Here is a 21682-nt window from a genome sequence, read left to right as displayed (position 1 = left end):
AGCGCCATCACGCCGCCGATGCAGAAGAACGCGAACGACGTCACCAGATACAGCGTGCCGATCGTCTTGTGGTCAGTGGTCGTCAGCCACTTGATCACGACGTTGCCGGGCTGCTTGCGCCGTACCGGCAGCTCGTTCTCGTACGAGTCCTCCGCTGCCGAGGCACCCTGGGGTTCGTTGAGGATGCTCACAGGTTGTTCGTCTCCCGGTTCTTCTCGTGGCTCGTCTGCGCGATGCCTGCGGGAACGTAACCGGTCTGCCCCTTCTTCACGAGGTCCTGGAGGTGCTGCTCGTAGCGCTCCGGGGAGACGACCTTCACGTTGAACAGCATCCGGGAGTGGTCCACGCCGCACAGCTCGGCGCACTTGCCGAGGAAGGTGCCCTCCTTGTTGGGGGTCACCTCGAAGGCGTTGGTGTGGCCCGGAATGACGTCCTGCTTCATGAGGAACGGCACCACCCAGAAGGAGTGGATGACGTCACGCGAGGTCAGGACGAAGCGAACCGTCTTGCCCTTGGGGAGCACGAGGGTCGGACCGGGGTTGTTCGTCTGCGGGTTCCGCGTGCTCGGGGTACCGCAGTCGTAGGTGCCGCCGGCGTTCGCCGGGAAGTCCTCCTTGAACCGGTCCGGGATGGCGGACAGTTCCTCGGAGGTCTTGGCGTCACCGGAGGAACCGTTGACGCTCTCGACGTAGTTGAAGCACCAGCTCCACTGGAAGCCGACCACGTTGACCGTGACGTCGGGCTTCTTCTTGAGGCTCAGGAGCTCGGACTCGTCACGCGCGGTGAAGTAGAACAGCACCGAGACGATGACGAGCGGAACCATGGTGTACAGCGCCTCGATGGGCAGGTTGTACCTGGTCTGTGGAGGGACCTCGACCTTGGTGCGGCTGCGCCGGTGGAAGAACACACTCCACAGGATCAGGCCCCACACCAGCACGCCGGTGGCCAGCGCGGCAGCCCAGGATCCCTGCCACAGGGAGAGGATCCGCGGAGCCTCTTCCGTGGTTGGGGTGGGCAAGCCGAGGCGGGGGAAGTCCTCGTATGTGCAACCTGTGGCGGTCGCCAGGACCAGGCCCGCGGTCAGTGCCTGCAGCAGCTTCCGCCGCATCGGGCGCCGCGGCGAGCGGTCGGAGCCGTTGGGACTCACGTAGCGCCTTCCCGAGAGTCTCGCCCGCGCTGTTCGGCTGCGGCCTTCTCGCTGGTCGGTCGCCGCCCTGCGTCGGGCAGGGGTTTGATGTTTATGCGGACCAAACCCTAGCCGACGCCCTCCGGGGGGTCGCGGGGAGGGTGGCATACGCGCCGGGGGTCACTCTTTAAGGGTGGGATGGGGTGCCTACGCGGGTGGGGGGGCGGGGGTCGTTCGGCGGCTTGCGGTGCGTCGTGGCTTGTCGCGCAGTTCCCCGCGCCCCTTGGCGGCGACGCCCTGCCGCACGTCATAGCGTGTGCGTGTGGCCTACTTTGACGCTGCTTCCGCTGCTCCCCTTCATCCCGTTGCCCGGCAGGCGCTGCTGGCCTCTCTTGACGAGGGGTGGGCCGATCCTGCGCGGCTCTACCGGGAGGGGCGGCGGGCGCGGCTGCTGCTCGACGCCGCCCGCGAGGCCGCCGCGGAGGCGGTGGGGTGCCGGGCGGACGAGTTGGTGTTCACCCCTTCGGGGACGCGGGCGGTGCATTCAGGGGTGGCGGGTGCGCTCGCGGGGCGGCGGCGCGTCGGACGCCACCTGATCGTGTCTGCCGTCGAACACTCCTCCGTACTCCATGCGGCGGAGGAAGCGGAGCGGAGCGGCGGGACCGTCACTCAGGTGCCCGTGGACCGGACGGGCGCGGTGGATCCGGCGGCGTACGCGGCGGCCCTGACCGACGACACCGCGCTGGCCTGCCTCCAGTCGGCCAACCACGAGGTCGGCACCGAGCAGCCGGTGGCGGAGGTGGCGGAGGTCTGCCGGGCGGCGGGTGTGCCGCTGCTGGTGGACGCGGCCCAGTCGCTGGGCTGGGGGAAGGTGCCGGGTGACTGGTCGCTGCTCACGGCCAGCGCGCACAAGTGGGGCGGACCCTCGGGGGTCGGGCTGCTGGTCGTGCGCAAGGGGGTGCGGTTCGCGCCGCAAGGGGCTGCGGACGAGCGGGAGTCGGGGCGGGCGCCCGGGTTCGAGAACCTCCCGGCGATCGTGGCCGCCGCGGCGTCGCTGCGGGCGGTGCGGGCCGAGGCCGCGCAGGAGGCGGCCCGCCTGCGGGAGCTGACGGAGCGGATCCGGGCGCGGGTGCCCGGCCTGGTGCCGGACGTCGAGGTGGTCGGCGACGCGGTGCGGCGGCTGCCCGGGATCGTCACCTTCTCGTGTCTCTATGTCGACGGGGAGACTCTGCTGCACGAGCTGGACCGGGCCGGCTTCTCCGTCTCGTCCGGGTCGTCCTGCACCAGCAGCACGCTGACGCCGAGCCACGTCCTCAAGGCGATGGGCGTGCTCACCGAGGGCAACGTCCGGGTGTCGCTGCCGCCGGGCACGCCCGCCGAGGACGTCGAGCGGTTCCTGGAGGTGCTGTCGGGCACGGTGGCCGCGGTGCGGGAGAGGCTGGGCGCGCCGACGGCCGCGGAGTCCGCCCCTCAGACCGGGGCGGACCTCGTCGTGGACGCCATCGGCCGCCGCTGTCCGATCCCGGTCATCGAACTGGCCAAGGTCATCGGTGACGTCCCCGTCGGCGGCACGGTCCGCGTCCTCTCCGACGACGAGGCGGCCCGCCTGGACATCCCGGCGTGGTGCGAGATGCGGGGCCAGGAGTACGTGGGCGAGGAGCGGGCGGAAAGAGGAACGGCTTACTTGGTCCGCCGGATCAGGTGAGGTCGCTTCAGGGGCGCGGGGAACTGCGCGCCCAGCCCTCCACGACCCGCACCCGGCCGATCAGCCCAGCCGCCCCCGGACCTCCTCCGCAGCCTCGTCCCCGTACGCCTTGGTGAACCGCTCCATGAAGTGCCCGCGCCGCAGCTGGTACTCCTGTGTACCGACCGTCTCGATGACGAGGGTCGCCAGCATGCAGCCCACCTGCGCCGCCCGCTCCAGCGAAACGCCCCACGCCAGTCCGGACATGAACCCGGCCCGGAAGGCGTCGCCGACCCCCGTCGGGTCGGCCTTGCGCTCCTCGTCGGGCACGCCGACCTCGATGGTCTCCTCGCCGGCCCGCTCGATCCGCACGCCCCGCGCGCCGAGGGTGGTGACGCGGTGCCCCACGCGGCCGAGGATCTCCTCGTCCGTCCAGCCGGTCTTGGTCTCGATGAGCCCCTTCTCGTACTCGTTGGAGAAGAGGTAGGTCGCCCCGTCCAGCAGTATCCGGATCTCGTCGCCGTTCATCCGGGCGATCTGCTGGGAGAAGTCCGCGGCGAAGGGGATGGACCGCGCGCGGCACTCCTCGGTGTGCCGGAGCATCGCCTCCGGGTCGTCGGCGCCGATGGAGACCAGGTCGAGGCCGCCCACGCGGTCGGCGACGGTCTTCAGCTCGATGAGGCGGGCCTCGCTCATCGCGCCCGTGTAGAAGGAGCCGATCTGGTTGTGGTCGGCGTCGGTGGTGCAGACGAAGCGGGCGGTGTGCAGGGTCTCCGAGATGCGCACCGAGCCGGTGTCGACGCCGTGCCGGTCCAGCCAGGCGCGGTACTCGGCGAAGTCGGAGCCGGCCGCGCCGACCAGGATCGGGCGGATGCCGAGCTGGCCCATGCCGAAGGCGATGTTCGCGGCGACGCCGCCCCGGCGTACGTCCAGCTGGTCGACGAGGAAGGAGAGCGAGACCGTGTGCAGCTGGTCCGCGACGAGCTGGTCGGAGAATCGGCCGGGGAAGGTCATGAGGTGGTCGGTGGCGATGGAGCCGGTGACTGCGATGCGCACGGCGTGGACTCTCTCCTGAGGGGAGGCGGGTTGACAGTTCACGCTACCCGGGACCGTCTCCCGATCGAAGCAGGCAAAACTACCCGGTAGTACAACTTTCTTCGCGGTCCGTGACGTGCCTACGGTTCTGTTATGACGAACCTGAGGACCGCCGACCCCGCCCCGGCCGACCTGGACGGCGACCTGGCGTCGCTGCGCGGTGACTGCGCCCGGATGACCCCGCGCTGGTCGGCCCCGGCTCACGTCGCCACCCGTCCGGTGCCCGTCTCGCTGCTGCACGGCGTCCGGGTGCCGCAGACGTCGGCCCGGTTGCTGGAGGCGATGTCGGACTACGGCGACTGAGCCGTCCGGGCGACGCGCGCCGTCGCCGGGAACCGGATGCCCGCCCACCGCGTCCCATCGCTGTCCCCGGTAACAGCTGAAGGAGCGATGCGGTGAACAGCGAGCGACCCGACAACGACGGCACCGCCGCCGACGAGGCCGGCACCGGGCGTCCCGCGCGACGGCGTCCCTCCGCGGTCGTCGTCGCGTCGGTCGCCGCCGCCGTGCTGCTGGTCGGCACGGGTGGCGCCTACCTGGCCACGTCCGCCTCCGACGGCGACCCGGACGGCGGTACCGCGTCCGGGGCGTCGGGAGACGACACTCCCCCGCCGCTGGCCCTGGACGACCACGGGGCGTCCCCCGGCAGCGGTACGGACGGAACGAACGGCATCGCGCCCGGTGAGCCCGACCCGTACGGCGTCACCTACCGCGCCGACGGCTCCCTCCCCGAGGGGCCCGGCTCGGCGCCCGTGTACCGGACGAAGGGCGAGGTCACCGAGGCGGAGGTGGCCCGGCTGGCCGAGGCGCTCGGGGTGGCGGGCGCACCGCGCGTCCAGGGCGGGGCCTGGAAGGTCGGCAACGCCAAGGACGGCTCGGGGCCCCTGCTGACGGTGACCACGCAGGCGCCCGGCACCTGGACGTTCCACCGCTACGCACCCGGCACCGACGACTGCAAGAAGGGCGCCGTGTGCCGGGCCCCGTCCGCCGACGCGGGCCCGGTGAGCGAGGCGGCCGCGAAGAAGGCGGCGGCGCCGGTAATGAAGGCGCTGGGCCAGGACGACGCCAAGCTGGACGCGGGCCAGGTCATGGGCGCCCGGCGGGCCGTGAACGCCGAGCCCGAGGTCGGCGGGCTGCCCACGCACGGCTGGACGACCGGCGTGGTCGTCGGCGCCCAGGGCGACGTGGTCGGCGGCAGCGGGCAGGTCAAGGCGCCGGTCAAGGGGGACACGTACCCCGTCCTGGACGCGAAGGAGGCGCTGGCGCTGCTGAACTCGCCGGGCGGCGGTTCCGGGCCCGGCGTCGGGGGCATCGGGGGCTGCGCGAGCCCGGTGCCGCACGAGGACGGTGCGGACACGCCGTGCGCGCCGCCGACCGGCTCACCGGAGCAGCCCGGGAAGCAGACGGTCACGGTCGAGGACGCGGTGTTCGGTCTGGCCGCGCATCCGGTGCGGGGTCGGCAGACGCTGGTGCCCTCCTGGCTGTTCGAGGTGCGCGCGCCGGGCGCCGAGGACAGCTCCACGGTCACGTATCCGGCGGTCGAGCCGAAGTACCTGACCACCGCGGCCCCGGCCTCGCCGTCCCCGTCCGACAAGCCGACCTCGAAGCCGGGCGAACCGAGGGACGTGCGGGTGAACGGTTACACGACCGAGGGCCGGGAGCTGACCGCGCACTTCACGGGCGGGGTGTGCGCGGACTACGAGGCGAAGGCCGAGGAGGAGGGCGGGAAGGTGACCGTGACGGTGACCGAGACCCCGCATCCGGAGAAGGTGTGCATCCTGATCGCCAAGGAGTACGAGCGCACGGTGCGGCTCGACGAACCGCTCGGCGACCGGAAGGTCGTGGACGCGGACGGCGAGAAGGTCCCGCTGCACAAGCCCGGCGCGCGGCTGCCGGCGCCGTCCGGGGGCCGGTGACACCCGGCGCGTGAACGGAAGAGGGCGGCGGCCCGGGGTTCTCTCCCCGGGCCGCCGCCCTCTTCGTGTCGCGTGCGCGTGTGCCGCGCGGCTCAGCTGAAGGAGTCGCCGCAGGCGCAGGAACCCGTCGCGTTCGGGTTGTCGATCGTGAAGCCCTGCTTCTCGATCGTGTCCACGAAGTCGATGGTGGCGCCGCCCAGGTACGGGGCGCTCATGCGGTCGGTGGTGACCTTGACGCCGTCGAAGTCCTTCACCACGTCGCCGTCGAGCGAGCGCTCGTCGAAGAAGAGCTGGTAGCGCAGGCCGGAGCAGCCGCCGGGCTGGACGGCGACGCGCAGGGCGAGGTCGTCACGGCCTTCCTGGTCGAGCAGGGCCTTGACCTTGGCCGCGGCGGCGTCGGTCACGATGATGCCGTCGGTGACGGTGGTGGACTCGTCCGATACGGACATCTACATCTCTCCCGGGTTGTACGGAGACTGCTTGCCGACGGTTACAACCGGCGGAGCCGCGGATTCATTCCGGGCGGGCCCGAGTCTTTGTCCTCGGCGTTCCCTTCATGCTCGCACACGCCCCCGCACACGTTAAGCGGCACCGGGATTCACGTCACACCGACACAATCGGCATCGTCAAACTGACGTGAAGCGGTTATGATATATAGCGTCAGTTAGACGAAAAGTAGAAAGGGTGCGTGTCGTGACCACCGCCCAAACCCAGGAGCTCGACGTACAGCCGACGCCCCTCGCCCTGCTGCTGCTCGGCCGTGAGGCCGACCCGAGGAGCGAGCGCGGCGTGGAGTGCCCGGGCGACCTGCCCTCGCCCTCCGACCCGGACCTGGTCGCGCGCGCCCGCGCGGCCAAGGAGAAGCTCGGGGACAAGGTCTTCGTCCTCGGCCACCACTACCAGCGCGACGAGGTCATCCAGTTCGCCGACGTCACGGGTGACTCCTTCAAGCTGGCCCGGGACGCGGCCGCGCGCCCGGAGGCCGAGTACATCGTCTTCTGCGGTGTGCACTTCATGGCGGAGTCGGCCGACATCCTGACCTCCGACGACCAGAAGGTGGTCCTGCCCGACCTGGCCGCCGGGTGCTCCATGGCGGACATGGCCACCGCCGAGCAGGTCGCCGAGTGCTGGGACGCGCTGACCGAGGCCGGGATCGCCGAGCAGGTCGTGCCCGTCTCGTACATGAACTCGTCGGCGGACATCAAGGCGTTCACCGGCAAGCACGGCGGCACCATCTGCACCTCGTCCAACGCCAAGCGTGCCCTGGACTGGGCCTTCGAGCAGGGCGAGAAGGTGCTGTTCCTGCCCGACCAGCACCTGGGCCGCAACACCGCGGTGCGGGACATGGGCATGACGCTCGAGGACTGCGTCGTCTACAACCCGCACAAGCCGAACGGCGGGCTGACCGCCGAGGAGCTGCGCGGCGCGAAGATGATCCTCTGGCGGGGGCACTGCTCGGTGCACGGCCGCTTCAGCCTCGACTCGGTGAACGACGTGCGCGAGCGCATACCCGGGGTGAACGTCCTCGTGCACCCCGAGTGCAAGCACGAGGTCGTCGCGGCGGCGGACTACGTGGGCTCGACCGAGTACATCATCAAGGCCCTGGAGGCGGCCCCGGCCGGTTCCAAGTGGGCCATCGGGACCGAGCTGAACCTGGTCCGGCGGCTGGCGAACCGTTTCGCTGCGGAGGACAAGGAGATCGTCTTCCTCGACAAGACGGTCTGCTTCTGCTCGACGATGAACCGCATCGACCTGCCGCATCTGGTCTGGACGCTGGAGTCACTGGCCGAGGGCACGCTGGTCAACCGCATCGAGGTGGACACGGAGACGGAGGCGTTCGCGAAGCTGGCGCTCGAGCGGATGCTGGCGCTGCCGTAGCGGGTTCCGTCCCACCCCGCCCGCCCGAACTGTCACTCACGGCTGAGGCCCTGCCCGAACACCTCCGGTGTCGGGCAGGGCCTCAGCCGTTTCCAGCTGTCTCAGACCTTCGCCGGCTCCGGCTCGTCCGAAGCCGCCGCCTGCGGCGGCACGTCGCCGCCGCCCTTCTTCGCCGCCCGCTTCTTCGCGCGCCGCTCCTTGCGGAGTTCCAGCATCGCGTAGAGCGTCGGGACCAGCAGGAGGGTCAGCAGGGTCGAGGTGACCAGGCCGCCGATCACGACCACCGCGAGCGGCTGGGCGATGAAGCCGCCCTCACCGGTGACGCCCAGCGCCATCGGGAGCAGGGCGAAGATCGTCGCCAGGGCCGTCATCAGGATGGGCCGCAGCCGGTGCCGGCCGCCCTCGACGACCGCCTCGACCACGCCGTAGCCCTGCTTGCGGTACTGGTTGATCAGGTCGATCAGCACGATCGCGTTGGTGACCACGATGCCGATCAGCATCAGCATGCCGATCATCGCCGGGACGCCCATCGGGGTGCCCGTGGCGATCAGCAGGCCGATCGCGCCGGTCGCCGCGAACGGGATGGACACCAGCAGGATCAGCGGCTGGGCCAGCGACCGGAAGGTGCCGACCAGCAGCATGAACACGATCGCGATCGCCGCGAGCATGGCGAGGCCCAGGTTGACGAAGGCCTCGTCCTGGTCCGCCGTGACGCCGCCGATCTCGGCGGTGGCGCCGGCCGGCAGGTCCAGCGCGTCGATCTTCGACTGGAGGTCGGTGCTGACCGCGCCGGTGTTGTCGCCGGTCGGCTTGGCGGTGATGGTCGCCGCGCGCTGGCCGTCGATCCGGGTCATCGAGACCGGACCGTCCACCACCTGCACGCTGGCGATGTCACCGAGCTTGGCCGGACCGAGGTTCAGGGCCTTCAGCTCGGCGATTGTCTCGGCGGGCCGCGCCGACCGGATCACCACGTCGCGCTCGGTGTCCTCCAGGGTCGCCTTGGCCGCGGGCGTGCCGCGCACGGCCTGGCCGACGGCGGCGCCGAGCGTCTGGTCGGTGAAACCGGCCTCGGCGGCACGGGCGTTGGCCTTGACGGAGATGCGCGGCACGCTCTGCGCCAGGTCGCTGGTGACGTCGGTGACGTCGTCGAGGCCGGCGACCGTCTTGCGGACCTGCTCGGAGGCGTCCCGGAGCACCTTCGCGTCGGCCGCCTTGACGACGACGCTCAGGTCCTGGCTGCCGAAGCCGTCACCGGCGGCGACCGTGGTGGTGCCGATGCCGTCGAGCTTCGCGAGCCCGTCCTCGATGTGGTCCTGGACGTCCTCGGAGGACGCGGAGTCCTCCAGCATGATCTGGTACGACGCCTGGTTGGTGTCCGTGCCGCCGCCGAAGGCGGCCATGAAGCCGGACGAGCCGATGGTGACCTGGTAGTCCTTGATGCCCTCGGTGTCGCCGAGGAGCTTCTCGACCTTCTTCGCCTGGGCGTCGGTCGCGCCGAGGCTGGTGCCCGGCTTCAGCTCCTGCTTGATGCTGAGGACTTCCTGCTCGCCCTGGTCGAAGAAGTTGGTCTTCAGCAGCGGCGCCATGCCGAACGTGCCGATCAGCACGACGACCGCGATGGCCACGCTGGTCAGCCGGCGGCGGGTGGCGAAGCGCAGGACGGGGACGTAGAAGCGCTGGAGGCGGCTCTTGGCCTCCTTCTCCTCGGCCAGCCTGCGGGCTTCGGCGGCGTCCTCGGGGGTGCCCTTCGGGGGCCGCAGGAACCAGTACGACAGCACCGGGACGACCGTCAGCGACACCAGCAGGGACGCCAGCAGCGCCGCGGTGACGGTGAGGCTGAAGGAGCCGAACAGCTCGCCGACCATGCCGCCGACCAGACCGATCGGCAGGAACACGGCGACCGTGGTGAGGGTCGAGGAGGTGACCGCTCCGGCGACCTCGCGGACGGCCTGGAGGATGGCCTCCCGGCGCTCCTCGCCGTAGCCGAGGTGCCGCTTGATGTTCTCCAGGACCACGATCGAGTCGTCGACGACCCGGCCGATGGCGATGGTCAGCGCGCCCAGCGTCAGCATGTTCAGCGACAGGTCGCGCGTCCACAGGACGATCAGCGCCAGCACCACCGACAGCGGGATGGAGACCGCGGTGACCAGGGTGGAGCGGATGGAGGCCAGGAAGACCAGGATGATCAGGACGGCGAAGAGCAGACCGAGTCCGCCCTCCGTGGTCAGACCGGAGATGGCCTTGGAGACCGCCGGGCCCTGGTCGCTGACGACGGTCAGTTCCGCGCCGGAACCGAGCTGCTCGCGCAGGTCGGGCAGCTTGTCCTCGACGGCGTTCGAGATGGCGACCGCGCTGCCGTCGTGGTCCATCGTGACGGCGACCGCGAGGGACGGCTTGCCGTCGGTGCGGGTGAGGGAATCGGCCTTGGCCTCCTCCTCCTTGACGGTGGCGACGTCACCGAGGCGGACGGGCTTGTCGACGCCCTCGCCGGTGACCATGAGGTCCTGGATCTGCTTGAGCGAGGTGAAGCCGCCGCCGACCTGCACGGTGCGGTTGGCGCCGCCCTCGTCGAAGGAGCCCGCGGGCACCGTGGCGCCGCCGGCCTGGAGGGACTGGGCGAGCACCTGCGGGCTCACCCCGGCCGCGGCCAGCTTCGCCGGGTCCGGCGTGACGGTGACCTCGACGTCGCGCACGCCGTCGACGGTGACCTGGGCGACGCCGTCGATGTCCTTCAGCTCGGAGACGACCGTCTTGTCGAGCCGGTCGGCCAGCGCCTGCTGGTCCTCGTCCGAGGTGACGGCGAGGACGACCGTCGGGATGTCGTCCGTCGATCCGGAGATGACCTGCGGGTCGACGTCGTCGGGGAGCTGCGCGCGGGCCCGGTTGACGGCCTGCTGGACGTCGGCGACGAGCTGCTGGGTGTTCGGGCCGTAGTCGAAGGACGCCATGATGACTGCGTTGCCCTCACTGGCGGTGGCGGTGACGCCGGATATCCCGTCGACGGCTTCGAGGTTGTCCTCGATGGGCTCGACGACCTGCTTCTCGACCACGTCCGGCGAGGCGCCCTGGTACGGCGCGAGCACGGACACCATGGGCAGTTCGATGGTGGGCAGCAGCTGCTGCTTGAGCTGGGGGATCGCGATCGCCCCGAAGACGAGCGCGACGATCGACATCAGCCCGATCAGGGCCCGTTGCGCGAGGCTGAATCTCGACAGCCAGGACATGGGTCAGGGTCTCTCTTCTGTGGCCGAGCGGAGGGGACGGGGCACGTCTGTACGCCCACTCCAACACCCTGGGCCATGGGCGGCCCCGGTTCCCTAGCCCGCAGGTCCATTTCCTTATCCGGCGCCTACTGCCGCCGCAGTACACGCGGGTAGAGGTCACTCCACCCTTGGACGTACCAGCCCGGACTCGTACGCGATCACGACCAGCTGGGCGCGGTCGCGGGCGCCCAGCTTGGCCATGGCCCGGTTCACGTGGGTCTTCACGGTGAGCGGGCTGACCTCGAGCCGCTCGGCGATCTCGTCGTTGGAATGCCCGCCGGCGACCTGGACCAGTACCTCGCGTTCCCGTCCGGTCAGCGTCTCCAGCCGTTCGGCGCGGGCGGGGTCGCCGTCCTCCCCGGCCGTGCCGTCCTGGGCGAGGAAGCGGGCGATCAGACCCTTGGTGGCGGTCGGCGACAGCAGGGCCTCCCCGCCGGCCGCGACGCGGATCGCGCTGAGCAGCTCGTCCGGTTCGGAGCCCTTGCCGAGGAAGCCCGAGGCGCCCGCGCGCAGCGACTGCACCACGTAGTCGTCGACCTCGAAGGTGGTCAGTATGACGACACGGACGTGGGCGAGCGCGGGGTCTGCGCTGATCAGGCGGGTGGCCGCGAGGCCGTCGGTGCCGGGCATCCGGATGTCCATCAGCACCACGTCGGCCCGCCGTTCGGCGGCCAGCCGCGCCGCCTCCGCGCCGTCGGACGCCTCCCCCACCACCTCCATGTCGGGCTCGGAGTCGACCAGCACCCGGAAGGCGCTGCGCAGCAACGCCTGGTCGTCGGCGAGCAGGACACGGATCGTCATACGGGGTCCTCCGCGGCTTCGGTGCGGCTTCTGACCGGAAGGATCGCATGGACCCGGAAGCCCCCTCCGTAGCGGGGACCGGTGGTGAGGGTGCCGCGCACGGCGGTGACGCGCTCGCGCATCCCGAGCAGGCCGTGGCCGCCGCTGTCCGGTGCCGTGCCGTCCCCGGTTCCGTCGCCGGTTCCGTCGTCGAGAACGGTCACCTCGATGTTCGGCCCCACCCGTACGACGCTGACCTCGGCCTTGGCCCGCTGTCCCGCGTGCTTGCGGACGTTGGTCAGGGCCTCCTGGATGATCCGGTAGGCGGCCAGGTCGACGGCGGCGGGCAGTTCGGTGCCCTGGTCGGCGCGGGCCACCTCGACGGAGAGCCCGGCGTGGTGGAAGGTGCCGACGAGTTCGTCCAGGCGGTCGAGGCCGGGAGCCGGTTCGGTCGGTGCCTCCGGGTCGCCGGTCTGACGGAGCAGCCCGACGGTGGCCCGCAGTTCGTCCAGCGCGCTGCGGCTGGCGTCCCGTACGTGGGCGAGGGCCTCCTTGGCCTGGTCGGGGCGCTTGTCCATGACGTGCGAGGCGACCCCGGCCTGGACGTTGACCAGGGCGATGTGGTGGGCGACCACGTCGTGCAGGTCGCGGGCGATGCGCAGCCGCTCCTCCGCGACCCGGCGGCGGGCCTCCTCCTCACGGGTGCGCTCGGCCTTCTCGGCCCGGTCCCGGATGGCCTGCACGAAGGCGCGGCGGCTGCGGACGGCGTCACCGGCGCTGGCGCCGATGCCGGTCCAGGCGAAGACGGCGAGGTTCTCCTGCGCGTACCAGGGCAGCGGCCCGAACAGCATGGCGGCGCCGGTCAGCACCGTCATGGTGAGCAGGCCGACCCGCCAGGTGGTGGGGCGGTCGGTGGAGGCGGCGACGGTGTACAGGGCGATGACGGCGGACATCACCACCGGTGCGCGGGGGTCGCCGGTGATGCTCTCGACGACGGAGACGGAGCCGGTGACGCCGAGGACCACCAGCGGGGCGCGGCGGCGGAAGGCGAGGGCGGCGGCGCCGACGGCGATCAGGACCAGGCTGAGCACGGCGGGCGTGCGCAGGCTCCAGGTGACGCCCTCCGGGCCGTGCGGGTCGGCGAAGGAGCCCGCGACCATGCACACCAGGACCGCCGCGGCGAGGGCGGTGTCCAGTGCGGAGGGGTGGGCGCCGAGGGTGCAGCGGGCGCGGGCGAGGGTGCTCACGGCTGTTTACGGTAGCTGGAGTGGGCGTGGCTCTTGAGCGGGCCCGCGTTCAGTGGGCGTCTCCCGGGGGCTGCGCCCCCGGACCCCGCTTCGGCCTGAACGGCCTCGTCCTCAAACGCCGGACGGGCTGAAAGCATCCGGGCGGGCCGGAATCCGAGAATTCACGCCCCGCCCGGAATGAGGCCGTCGTCGCTCAGCAGTTCCTGGACCTCCTCCAGGGTGGCGTCCGGGGAGGGGAGGATGAGGTCCGACGGCTCCAGGGAGTCCTCGGGGAGGGGCTCGCCGAGGTCGCGGACCTTGGCGAGGAGGGCCTGGAGGGTGGCGCGGAAGCCGGGGCCGTCGCCGTTCTCCATTTCGGCCAGGAGCTCGTCGTCCAGCTTGTCCAGCTCCGCGAGCCGGTCGTCGGCCAGCGTCAGCTGTCCCTCCCCCATGATCCGTACGATCATGTCGGCCCTCCTAGGCGCGTGGGCTACTGCTTGTCGAAGCGCGGAGTGTCCTGCGGCTGCTGCTGGGACTGCTTTGTGCCCTGGCCCTCGCCGCCCTCGATGGCCTGCCGGTCGGCGGTGCCGCCACCGGCGAGCTCGGCCTTCATGCGCTGGAGCTCCAGCTCTACATCCGTACCACCGGAGAGCCGGTCCAGCTCGGCCTGGATGTCGTCCTTGTGCATGCCGGACTGGTCGTCGAGGGCACCGGAGGCGAGCAGCTCGTCGATGGCGCCGGCCCGGGCCTGGAGCTGGGCGGTCTTGTCCTCCGCCCGCTGGATGGCCAGGCCGACGTCGCCCATCTCCTCGGAGATGCCGGAGAACGCCTCGCCGATGCGGGTCTGCGCCTGGGCCGCCGTGTAGGTGGCCTTGATGGTCTCCTTCTTCGTGCGGAAGGCGTCCACCTTGGCCTGGAGCCGCTGGGCCGCCAGGGTGAGCTTCTCCTCCTCGCCCTGGAGGGTGGCGTGCTGCGTCTCCAGGTCGGTGACCTGCTGCTGGAGGGCGGCCCGGCGGGAGAGCGCCTCGCGGGCGAGGTCCTCACGGCCCAGCGCCAGTGCCTTGCGGCCCTGGTCCTCCAGCTTGCCCGACTGGGACTGGAGCTGGTTGAGCTGCAGCTCCAGGCGCTTGCGGCTGGTCGCCACGTCGGCGACCCCGCGGCGCACCTTCTGCAGCAGCTCCAGCTGCTTCTGGTACGAGTAGTCGAGAGTCTCGCGCGGGTCCTCGGCCCGGTCCAGGGCCTTGTTGGCCTTCGCGCGGAAGATCATCCCCATACGCTTCATGACACCGCTCATGGGCTTCGCGCGCCCCCTTCTGGCCGACTCCGGATCCAGCGACTGCAACAGAACCCACAGTACGGGCCCTGCATCCATTACCGCACTGTTCGGGGACGGATGCGCTCATCCCCAAGGACGACTGCGTACGCTCCCGATCCGGCGCAAGGAGTAGGTGCTCCCCGGGGTTGTCCGGAATGACCGGTGTCCGAGGGCGTACGCAACGTCCGCTCTGTCCCCTTACTGACGACCGGCGTTGCCGGATCGTTCCCCACCGGACTGGGGTCCACACCCCCGCACCCCGTACCCTTGGGTTTTGTGTTCCGTAGCCGTGCCAAGGATGAGAAGGCCCAGAGCGCCAGCGCGCCGGTGACCGACTCCACTCAGCCCCGTGACCCGCAGGCCCCCAAGGGCAGGCCCACGCCCAAGCGCAGCGTGGCCCAGTCCCAGCGCCGCAGCGTCGCCAGTACGCCGTTGACCCGCAAGGACGCCGCCAAGCGGCAGCGCGAGGAGCGGCGGACCGCGATGGCGCGCCAGCGCGAGGCGCTGGCGAAGGGCGACGAGCGGTACCTGCCGGCCCGCGACAAGGGTCCGGTCCGCAGGTTCGCGCGCGACTTCGTCGACTCGCGGTTCAACATCGCGGAGTACTTCCTGCCGATGGCCGTGATCATTCTCGTGCTGAGCATGGTCCGCGTCGCCTCGCTGCAGAACGTCGCGCTGCTGCTGTGGCTGGTCGTGATCGTGCTGATCGTGCTCGACTCGATCGTCACCGGCGTCCGGCTGAAGAAGCGCCTCGCCGAGCGCTTCCCCGACGAGCGCCGGCGCGGCGCCGTCGCCTACGCCCTGATGCGGTCGCTCCAGATGCGTCGCCTGCGGCTGCCCAAGCCCCAGGTCAAGCGCGGAGAGCGGCCCTGAGCACGACGCCGTTCGCCGGTGACGCGGCCCGGACCTGGACAGCGGGACTGCCGGGTCTGCGCAACGTCGTACGGCAGGAGATGGTGGCGCGACAGCTGGACGAGCAGATAGCCGGCCGTTTCGCCGTGGGCAGGCGCCTGCGGGTGCTCGACGTCGGCATGGGCCAGGGCACCCAGGCGCTGCGGCTGGCACGGGCCGGGCACCAGGTGACCGGCGTGGAGCGGGACGCCACGATGATCGCCGCGGCGCGGGACGCGCTGGCCGGGCAGCCGGAGGGCATCCGGGAGCGGATGCGGATCGTCGAGGGCGACGGCCGGGACACCGGCGTGCACTTCCTGCCCGGCAGCTTCGACGTGGTGCTCTGCCACGGCGTGCTGATGTACGTCGAGGAACCCGATCCGCTGCTGGCGGGGCTGGCCCGGATGCTCGCTCCGGGCGGCCTGCTGTCGCTCCTGGTGCGCAACGGCGACGCGCTCGCCATGCGCCCGGGACTGCACGGCGACTGGGCCGGTGCGCTGGCCGCCTTCGACACCACGAACTACCGGAACCGCCTCGGCCTCGAGGTGCGCGCGGACCGGCTGGCGACGCTGACGGCGAAGCTCGCGAGCATCGGCGCCCCGCTGCACGTCTGGTACGGCGTCCGGGTCTTCACGGACACGGCGAGCGACGAGACCGCTCCCCCGGCCGATCTCGAACCCCTGCTGGCCGCCGAGGAGCGGGCCGGCCGGACGGACCCGTACCGCGGGACGGCGGCGCTGCTGCATCTGTGCGGAGTGCGCGGCTAGGGCCTGCGCGCCTGCCGGGCGCCCGTTCGGGTGTTCACCGGAAGCCGCCGCCGGGGTGCGCGGTGAGACTCGGGGCATGGACGCTTCCCGTACCCGTGTGCCACGTCGGCTCGGTGCCTTCGCCGCCTGGGCCTGCGCCCTGCTGCTGGTGACCGGCTGTTCCGGATCCGGCCGGGGCTCCGACGGCGCACGGGAGGGCGACACGGCGCAGGCCGCCGCGCCGCACGCGGCCAACGACCTCCAGGCCGACTACGAGCGGGTGATCAAGGACGTCCTGCCGTCGGTCGTGCAGATCCAGGCGGGCGACTCGCTGGGGTCGGGGGTCGTGTACGACGACAAGGGGCACGTCGTCACCAACGCGCACGTCGTCGGGGACCGCGAGTCCTTCCGGGTGACGACGGCCCGCAGCGAGGGCGCCCTGGCCGCGCGGCTCGTCTCCTCCTACCCCGAGCAGGACCTGGCGGTGATCAAGCTGGAGCGGCTGCCGGACGGACTGAAGACGGCCCGTTTCGGTGACTCCGCGAAGGTCGCCGTCGGGCAGATCGTGCTGGCGATGGGCTCGCCGCTCGGCCTGTCCTCCAGCGTGACGCAGGGCATCGTGTCGGCGACCGGGCGGACCGTCACGGAGGGCAGCAGCGGGGGCGGCACGGGCGCGACCATCGCCAACATGGTGCAGACGTCCGCGGCCATCAACCCCGGCAACAGCGGGGGCGCCCTGGTGAACCTGGACGGCCAGGTGATCGGCATCCCGACACTGGCGGCGACCGACCCGGGCATGGGCGACAGCGCGGCACCGGGCATCGGCTTCGCGATCCCGGCGTCGATGGTGCGGACGGTCGCCGACCAGATCGTCGCGGACGGCCGGGTCACCGACTCGGGCCGGGCGGCGCTGGGCATCACCGCCCGTACGGTCGTCGACGACGACTACCGGCCCGCGGGCGTGGCCGTCGTCGAGGTGAGCGACGGCGGGGCCGCGGACGACGCGGGGATGCGTCCCGGCGACGTCATCGTCAGGGTCGGGGACACCGGCATCACCACCATCACCTCCCTGGCCGAGGCTCTGGCGTCGATGGCGCCGGGCGACCGGACGAAGGTGACCTACACCCGGGACGGCGACGAACGCACCGCCGAGGTGACGCTGGGCGAGCAGTGACGGGGGCGCGGCCGCCCCCGCCCGCTCCCCGCGCCTACGCCTCCGAGGCCTCCGAGGCCTCGGCGCTCTCGGTGGTCTCGGCACCCTCGGCGTGCAGGCTCATCGGGCCGTAGATCTCGGTGGCGTCCTCGAAGAGCCGCACCTGGTCCGCGCCGCCCTCCTTGAGCTGCTGCCAGTACTCCCCGATCCAGGACTCGGCGTCCCCTTGCGTGGTGAACTCCTCGGGCTGCACCGCGGGCTGGACCTCCGTCCCGCCGGCCGTCTCGAACCGCCACGTCCATGCCGCCATGTACGCCTCCAAGATGTGAGCACCTGCAGAGCGGAAGCCGGATCTTGGTCCGGCCTCCGACCGCAGCCTATGCGCTGAGCGGGGTGCGCCGTACAAGGCGGTGCGTGCTCCTAGGGGGGCCTCGGGCGCGCACGTCGCCGGGCGACCGGCGAAAATCGGGTGCGTGGACGTGACTCTGCTCGGCACCGGTGCCCCCGCGGGACTCCCCCGCCCCGACTGTCCCTGCGCGGCCTGTGCCGCGGCGCAGGGCGAGCAGGCGCGCGCGGCGACCGCGCTGCTGGTCGACGGTGCGCTGCTGCTCGACCTCACGCCGGGCGCCGCGTTCGCCGCGGCCCGCGCCGGGCGGTCCCTGGCCGGCGTACGGCAGGTGCTGCTCTCCCATCCGCACGACGGGCCCGCGGTGGAGGTGCCGGCCGGGCTGCCGCAGCCGGGGCGGGTGCCGGACGGGCGGGAACTGGCGGTGCTGACCGGGCACCGGGTGCGGGCGGTGGCGCTGGACGCGCCGGGCACGGGTTACGCCGTGACGGGGCCGGACGGCAGGCGGCTCCTCTACGTGCCGCCGGGCGGCGCCCCGGCCGGTCTGGAGGAGCCCGCGGAGCCGTACGACCTGATCGTCGCGGACGTGGTGGGGCGGCCGGACGCGCTGGCGAAGCTGCGGTCGGTCGGCGCGGCGGGCCCGACGACGGACGTCGTCGCCGTCCACCTGGACCACGACGTGCCGCCCGGCCCGGAACTGGCGCGGCGGCTCGCGGCGGCCGGGGCGAGGGCCGTGCCCGACGGCACGACCCTGACGGTGGGCGCCTACGAGGACGTACCCGACGTACCCCGGCGCACCCTCGTCCTGGGCGGCGCCCGGTCGGGCAAGTCGGTGGAGGCCGAACGCCGCCTGGAACCCTTCCCGGACGTGCTCTACGTGGCCACCGGCGGCTCCCGGGGCGGCGACACCGAGTGGGCGGCCCGGGTCGGCGTCCACCGGGAACGGCGCCCGGGTTCGTGGCGCACCGCCGAGACCTGCGACCTGGTGCCCCTGCTGAAGGACGACGGCCCGCCCCTCCTGGTCGACTGCCTGTCGCTGTGGCTGACGGACGCGATGGACGCGGTCGGCGCGTGGGACGACGCGGAGTGGTCCGGCGGGGGCGAACGTGCTCTGAGGGACCGGGTGCGGGAGCTGACGGAGGCGGTCCGCGCCACCCGGCGCACGGTGGTCGCGGTGTCGAACGAGGTGGGCTCGGGCATCGTCCCGGCCACCGCGTCCGGCCGCCGCTACCGGGACGAACTCGGGCGGCTGAACGCGGCGTTCGCGAACGAATGCGAGCAGGTGCTGCTGGTGGTGGCGGGCCAGGCCCTGGTGCTACGCGGCTGACCCGTCCCGGCGCGCGACGACCCGTTGCCCCCGGGCGCCGCCGAGCACGGTGCAGCCCTGGGCCACCAACTCGGCGGCCAGACCCACGGGATGCGCGGGAAGGATCCGGCGCGGATCCGCCACACCGACGAGCAGATGACCACCGGGCCGCAGCACCCGCACCGCCGCCCGCAGTTCGGCCCGCGGGTCGGGCACGCTCTCCAGGTACTGGAAGAGACTCACGACGTCGTAGCGGGCGCGCAGCCGGGACGCGATGTGCGGGTCCGTCAGCCGCCCCACGAACGCCTCCTCGACCCGCTCCACCGCACGGGCCCGCAGCACGCGGTGGGTGGCGTCCAGCCCGTCGAACGAGGTGTACGGGAAGTGCGCGCGGGCGGTGTGCGGGAAGTCGGCGTCGCCGGTGCCGACGTCCAGCCAGCTCTCGGGCTCGGGGCAGTGGCGGAGCATCGCGCGGGCGGCGAGCGCGTGTCTCAGCCGGACTCCGGCCCGGAGCGCGGGGTGCCCGGTCGCCGCCGGGACCGGTGGGTTCCTGAACCCGAGCCGGCAGTCCGCACACCTCTCGAGAACGGACCGGCCGGGTTCGCCCTGCCGCGGCTCCTCGCGCCGCGGCCGTGCCCGCAGCCGACGCGAGCCGCACCAGGGGCAGTCCGCGCGGGAGGGCCCGTAGCGGGGGACGGGAGGCACCGAGGGGGCGGGGGGTGCGGACATGGGCGGCTCCCGGGACGAGTACGAACGACAATCCAGGCAAAACGTTACGTAGGTGATCGCGTTCCGGGGTGCAACGACGCCGCCCGGGCGCGCTGCCCACGGGCCCTCCTTGGTGTTCGACCGGGGCCGGTACTGTTCGGCGAATGAGCTCGCTGAATCTCGACGACTTCACCGACCTGATCGAGCGCCCGGACGGCGGCGTACGTCGCGACGCGGAGGCGCGCCGGGAGCGTCAGGTCGTGCCGCCCGGAGCGCTGGGCCGCCTGGACGAACTGGGCGAGTGGCTGGCCGCGGCGCAGTCCGCCGTGCCGGTACGGCCCGTCGAACGGCCCCGGGCCGTGCTCTTCGCCGGCGACCACGGGATCGCCGAACTGGGTGTCTCCGCGCGGCCCGCGGGCAGTGCGGGCGAGTTGGTGCGCGAGGTGCTGGAGGGCGGCCGGCCGGTGTCGGTGCTCGCCCGGCGCCTCGGCGTACCGGTCCGCGTCGTCGACATGTCGCTGGACTGCGACCCCGAGTCGCTGCCGGCCGAGGTCTCCGGCCACCGGGTGCGTCGTGGCGGCGGGCGCATCGACATCGAGGACGCGCTGACCCCCGAGGAGGCGGAGGCCGCCTTCCGGGCCGGGATGGCGGTGGCCGACGAGGAGGCCGACTCGGGCACCGACCTGGTGGTGCTCGGCGATGTGAGCGTGGGCGGGACGACGGCGGCGGGCGTGCTGGTCGCGGCGCTGTGCGGGACCGACGCCTCCGTCGTCACCGGGCGGGGCGGGCTGCCCATCGACGACCTGGCCTGGATGCGGAAGTGCGCGGCGATCCGGGACGCGTTGCGCCGCGCCCGGCCGGTACTCGGCGACCAGTTGCAGCTGCTCGCGACGGTGGGCGGCGCGGACCTCACCGCCATGACGGGCTTCCTGCTCCAGGCCGCGGTGCGGAAGATGCCGGTGATCCTCGACGGCGTCGTGTCGGCCGCGTGCGCGCTGGTCGGACAGCGGGTCGCCTTCCGGGCGCCGGACTGGTGGCTGGCGTCGCACGACAGCGGCGAGCCCGGCCAGGCGAAGGCGCTGGACCGGATGGCCCTGGAACCGCTGCTGTCCCAGGGTGTGACGGTGGGTGAGGGCACGGGGGCTCTGCTGGCCCTGCCCCTGGTCCAGGCCGCGGCGGCACTGGCGGCGGAGCTGCCGGAGTCAACGCCCGACGACAAGACGGTGCCCGCGGCGGGGTGAACCTCGGGGGTCGGCTCCCTGACCCGGCGTCCCGGTGGCCCCCGGCGTGGGTGCGGGCGCGTGGGTGGGTGACGCGACCCGGCGCTGACCGGGTGCCGCCACGCCCACCCGTGCCGCCCCTGGGGGTACCTCCCAGGACGTTCAGGCACTGAGGGAGGCACATCTGCCCGCGGTTACGGAGGCGCTGCGCGCACCCCACCCAACCCGCGCAGGCATCAGCCGCGTGGGTCCGGGCGGCCGCCGATCCAGTCCTGGACGGCGCGGCGCGGGCCGGACCAGCGGCGGTCGTGGTGGTAGGCCCGCAAGCGGGCGCGAGCGCGGGCGCGCGGGCGGCCGGCGTAGAAACGGCGGGCCCAGGGCGAGCCGGGCCGGGCCAGCCGGACCGCGCCGATCAGCGCGATCACGGGCACGATCACCCCGAAGAGCGCGAGCCGCGTCTTGCCCTTGGCCAGGGCGAGCAACGAGAACAGGAAGTTACCCGCGACGGTCGTGACGACGCCCGCGCGGCCCTCCAACTCGTCCTGGTCCACCCCGTCGACCCCGAACGGCGTGAACCCGGCGAGGACCAGCCCCACCAGGGCCGCCGTGACCACCACGACCTCCACGCTCTGGCGCCCCTCCTCGCTCCAGTACACGTCGTCGAGGTGCAGGATCAGCGCGAACTCGTCCAGGACCAGCCCCGTTCCGATGCCGAAGACCACGGCCGCGACGGCGGACCCGAACCCGTGCCGTCCCCCCGCCACCGCCGCGAACCCCCCGATGACGGTCAGCAGGACCCCGGGCACCACGTGGTGGATGTGCACCCCGCCCGCCTTGACGTTCCCGAACGGCCCCTTCCCCGCCCGGATCAGACGAGTGATGACCCGGGTGATCACGAACGTCAGCACGAAGGACCCCAGGGCGAGCAGCAGCGGCAGCTTGCCGGGTTCCGCGATGTTCCGCTGCCACCAATCTCCCATATGCGCACTTTATCCCGACCCCTCGTCAACACCCTGCCCACCACCTCCG

Annotated in this window: 20 protein-coding genes and 1 pseudogene; 9 read left to right on the top strand and 12 right to left on the bottom strand. The window is 72.3% G+C overall.

Features of this window, described 5'->3' with window-relative positions; all coding sequences use genetic code 11:
- Together ACGF3J_RS04300 and coxB are read right to left on the bottom strand one after the other, a co-directional pair.
- Window positions 1-191, bottom strand: a pseudogene (locus ACGF3J_RS04300) (cytochrome ubiquinol oxidase subunit I); the annotation flags it as partial.
- Window positions 188-1147, bottom strand: coding sequence for a cytochrome c oxidase subunit II (coxB, locus tag ACGF3J_RS04295; protein WP_161329770.1), 960 nt, complete (start codon window positions 1145-1147; stop codon window positions 188-190). The gene coxB and the pseudogene ACGF3J_RS04300, both read right to left, overlap by 4 nt.
- Before the next feature lie 301 nt (window positions 1148-1448).
- Here coxB and ACGF3J_RS04290 point away from each other — a divergent pair, with 301 nt between their 5' ends.
- A complete protein-coding gene (locus tag ACGF3J_RS04290; RefSeq protein ID WP_161329740.1) occupies window positions 1449-2831 on the top strand; it encodes a cysteine desulfurase/sulfurtransferase TusA family protein in 1383 nt (460 codons plus the stop codon).
- A gap of 60 nt (window positions 2832-2891) precedes the next feature.
- On the opposite strand, the gene ACGF3J_RS04285 is transcribed toward ACGF3J_RS04290, so the two are convergent.
- Entirely contained in the window at window positions 2892-3866 is a 975-nt protein-coding gene (locus tag ACGF3J_RS04285; RefSeq protein WP_122620517.1) for a carbohydrate kinase family protein, read from the bottom strand.
- Between the two features lie 132 nt (window positions 3867-3998).
- Here ACGF3J_RS04285 and ACGF3J_RS04280 point away from each other — a divergent pair, with 132 nt between their 5' ends.
- Window positions 3999-4208 (top strand): hypothetical protein, encoded by a 210-nt coding sequence (locus ACGF3J_RS04280; protein WP_125494738.1) that lies wholly within the window; start codon window positions 3999-4001, stop codon window positions 4206-4208.
- Between the two features lie 92 nt (window positions 4209-4300).
- The gene (locus ACGF3J_RS04275) at window positions 4301-5821 is read left to right on the top strand and encodes a hypothetical protein (RefSeq protein WP_161329739.1); all 1521 of its coding nucleotides are present in this window, start codon (window positions 4301-4303) and stop codon (window positions 5819-5821) included.
- A 92-nt stretch (window positions 5822-5913) separates the two neighbouring features.
- On the opposite strand, the gene ACGF3J_RS04270 is transcribed toward ACGF3J_RS04275, so the two are convergent.
- Window positions 5914-6270: an iron-sulfur cluster assembly accessory protein gene (locus tag ACGF3J_RS04270; RefSeq protein ID WP_122620514.1), complete on the bottom strand. Its 357-nt coding sequence runs from the start codon at window positions 6268-6270 to the stop codon at window positions 5914-5916.
- Window positions 6271-6514: 244 nt separating this feature from the next.
- Between ACGF3J_RS04270 and nadA the strand changes: the two genes are divergently transcribed.
- Window positions 6515-7699: a quinolinate synthase NadA gene (gene nadA, locus ACGF3J_RS04265; RefSeq protein WP_161328449.1), complete on the top strand. Its 1185-nt coding sequence runs from the start codon at window positions 6515-6517 to the stop codon at window positions 7697-7699.
- Window positions 7700-7800: 101 nt separating this feature from the next.
- Here nadA and ACGF3J_RS04260 read toward each other — a convergent pair whose 3' ends face one another.
- The 5 genes from ACGF3J_RS04260 to ACGF3J_RS04240 form a co-directional block, all read right to left on the bottom strand.
- The gene (locus ACGF3J_RS04260; RefSeq protein WP_161325903.1) at window positions 7801-10923 is read right to left on the bottom strand and encodes an efflux RND transporter permease subunit; all 3123 of its coding nucleotides are present in this window, start codon (window positions 10921-10923) and stop codon (window positions 7801-7803) included.
- A 156-nt stretch (window positions 10924-11079) separates the two neighbouring features.
- On the bottom strand, window positions 11080-11763 hold the full coding sequence (locus ACGF3J_RS04255) for a response regulator transcription factor (protein WP_122620512.1): 684 nt from the start codon (window positions 11761-11763) through the stop codon (window positions 11080-11082).
- The gene (locus tag ACGF3J_RS04250; protein ID WP_161325904.1) at window positions 11760-12989 is read right to left on the bottom strand and encodes a histidine kinase; all 1230 of its coding nucleotides are present in this window, start codon (window positions 12987-12989) and stop codon (window positions 11760-11762) included. The genes ACGF3J_RS04255 and ACGF3J_RS04250 overlap by 4 nt, the downstream gene beginning before the upstream one ends.
- A 161-nt stretch (window positions 12990-13150) precedes the next feature.
- Window positions 13151-13435 carry a hypothetical protein gene (locus ACGF3J_RS04245; RefSeq protein ID WP_125494732.1) on the bottom strand — a complete coding sequence of 95 codons (285 nt, stop codon included), beginning with the start codon at window positions 13433-13435 and terminating at the stop codon, window positions 13151-13153.
- A 23-nt stretch (window positions 13436-13458) separates the two neighbouring features.
- Window positions 13459-14250: a PspA/IM30 family protein gene (locus tag ACGF3J_RS04240; RefSeq protein ID WP_272924084.1), complete on the bottom strand. Its 792-nt coding sequence runs from the start codon at window positions 14248-14250 to the stop codon at window positions 13459-13461.
- 234 nt (window positions 14251-14484) lie between these two features.
- Here ACGF3J_RS04240 and ACGF3J_RS04235 point away from each other — a divergent pair, with 234 nt between their 5' ends.
- From ACGF3J_RS04235 to ACGF3J_RS04225, 3 genes are all read left to right on the top strand, one after another.
- A complete protein-coding gene (locus tag ACGF3J_RS04235) occupies window positions 14485-15156 on the top strand; it encodes a DUF3043 domain-containing protein (protein ID WP_161326109.1) in 672 nt (223 codons plus the stop codon).
- An 83-nt stretch (window positions 15157-15239) separates the two neighbouring features.
- On the top strand, window positions 15240-15941 hold the full coding sequence (locus ACGF3J_RS04230; RefSeq protein ID WP_161326110.1) for a methyltransferase domain-containing protein: 702 nt from the start codon (window positions 15240-15242) through the stop codon (window positions 15939-15941).
- A gap of 76 nt (window positions 15942-16017) precedes the next feature.
- The gene (locus ACGF3J_RS04225) at window positions 16018-17094 is read left to right on the top strand and encodes a S1C family serine protease (protein ID WP_161326101.1); all 1077 of its coding nucleotides are present in this window, start codon (window positions 16018-16020) and stop codon (window positions 17092-17094) included.
- Between the two features lie 34 nt (window positions 17095-17128).
- On the opposite strand, the gene ACGF3J_RS04220 is transcribed toward ACGF3J_RS04225, so the two are convergent.
- Entirely contained in the window at window positions 17129-17383 is a 255-nt protein-coding gene (locus tag ACGF3J_RS04220; protein ID WP_161326102.1) for a hypothetical protein, read from the bottom strand.
- Window positions 17384-17546: 163 nt separating this feature from the next.
- Between ACGF3J_RS04220 and ACGF3J_RS04215 the strand changes: the two genes are divergently transcribed.
- Entirely contained in the window at window positions 17547-18746 is a 1200-nt protein-coding gene (locus ACGF3J_RS04215) for a bifunctional adenosylcobinamide kinase/adenosylcobinamide-phosphate guanylyltransferase (RefSeq protein ID WP_161326103.1), read from the top strand.
- Here the strand turns inward: ACGF3J_RS04215 and ACGF3J_RS04210 are convergent.
- Entirely contained in the window at window positions 18735-19454 is a 720-nt protein-coding gene (locus ACGF3J_RS04210) for a methyltransferase domain-containing protein (protein ID WP_161326104.1), read from the bottom strand. The two genes, ACGF3J_RS04215 and ACGF3J_RS04210, sit on opposite strands and share 12 nt — an antisense overlap.
- 143 nt (window positions 19455-19597) lie before the next feature.
- Between ACGF3J_RS04210 and cobT the strand changes: the two genes are divergently transcribed.
- Window positions 19598-20674, top strand: a complete 1077-nt coding sequence (cobT, locus tag ACGF3J_RS04205) for a nicotinate-nucleotide--dimethylbenzimidazole phosphoribosyltransferase (protein WP_161326105.1) — start codon at window positions 19598-19600, stop codon at window positions 20672-20674.
- A gap of 215 nt (window positions 20675-20889) precedes the next feature.
- Here cobT and ACGF3J_RS04200 read toward each other — a convergent pair whose 3' ends face one another.
- Window positions 20890-21633, bottom strand: coding sequence for a hypothetical protein (locus ACGF3J_RS04200; protein ID WP_161326106.1), 744 nt, complete (start codon window positions 21631-21633; stop codon window positions 20890-20892).
- Between the last annotated feature and the right edge of the window lie 49 nt (window positions 21634-21682).

The organism is Streptomyces sp. NPDC048171, assembly GCF_043202655.1.
Taxonomy (GTDB): Bacteria; Actinomycetota; Actinomycetes; order Streptomycetales; family Streptomycetaceae; genus Streptomyces.
Note: the sequence above shows the minus strand (reverse complement) of the source record. Positions and strands in the feature narration are given on the sequence as shown.

Excerpts from the sequence above, each read along its gene's own strand:
- ACGF3J_RS04280 (WP_125494738.1), top strand. The coding sequence starts at position 3,999 with ATGACGAACCTGAGGACCGCCGACCCCGCCCCGGCCGACCTGGACGGC.
- ACGF3J_RS04270 (WP_122620514.1), bottom strand. The coding sequence starts at position 6,270 with ATGTCCGTATCGGACGAGTCCACCACCGTCACCGACGGCATCATCGTG.
- ACGF3J_RS04260 (WP_161325903.1), bottom strand. The coding sequence starts at position 10,923 with ATGTCCTGGCTGTCGAGATTCAGCCTCGCGCAACGGGCCCTGATCGGG.
- ACGF3J_RS04255 (WP_122620512.1), bottom strand. The coding sequence starts at position 11,763 with ATGACGATCCGTGTCCTGCTCGCCGACGACCAGGCGTTGCTGCGCAGC.
- ACGF3J_RS04245 (WP_125494732.1), bottom strand. The coding sequence starts at position 13,435 with ATGATCGTACGGATCATGGGGGAGGGACAGCTGACGCTGGCCGACGAC.
- ACGF3J_RS04240 (WP_272924084.1), bottom strand. The coding sequence starts at position 14,250 with ATGAAGCGTATGGGGATGATCTTCCGCGCGAAGGCCAACAAGGCCCTG.
- ACGF3J_RS04225 (WP_161326101.1), top strand. The coding sequence starts at position 16,018 with ATGGACGCTTCCCGTACCCGTGTGCCACGTCGGCTCGGTGCCTTCGCC.
- ACGF3J_RS04220 (WP_161326102.1), bottom strand. The coding sequence starts at position 17,383 with ATGGCGGCATGGACGTGGCGGTTCGAGACGGCCGGCGGGACGGAGGTC.
- ACGF3J_RS04210 (WP_161326104.1), bottom strand. The coding sequence starts at position 19,454 with ATGTCCGCACCCCCCGCCCCCTCGGTGCCTCCCGTCCCCCGCTACGGG.
- cobT (WP_161326105.1), top strand. The coding sequence starts at position 19,598 with ATGAGCTCGCTGAATCTCGACGACTTCACCGACCTGATCGAGCGCCCG.
- ACGF3J_RS04200 (WP_161326106.1), bottom strand. The coding sequence starts at position 21,633 with ATGGGAGATTGGTGGCAGCGGAACATCGCGGAACCCGGCAAGCTGCCG.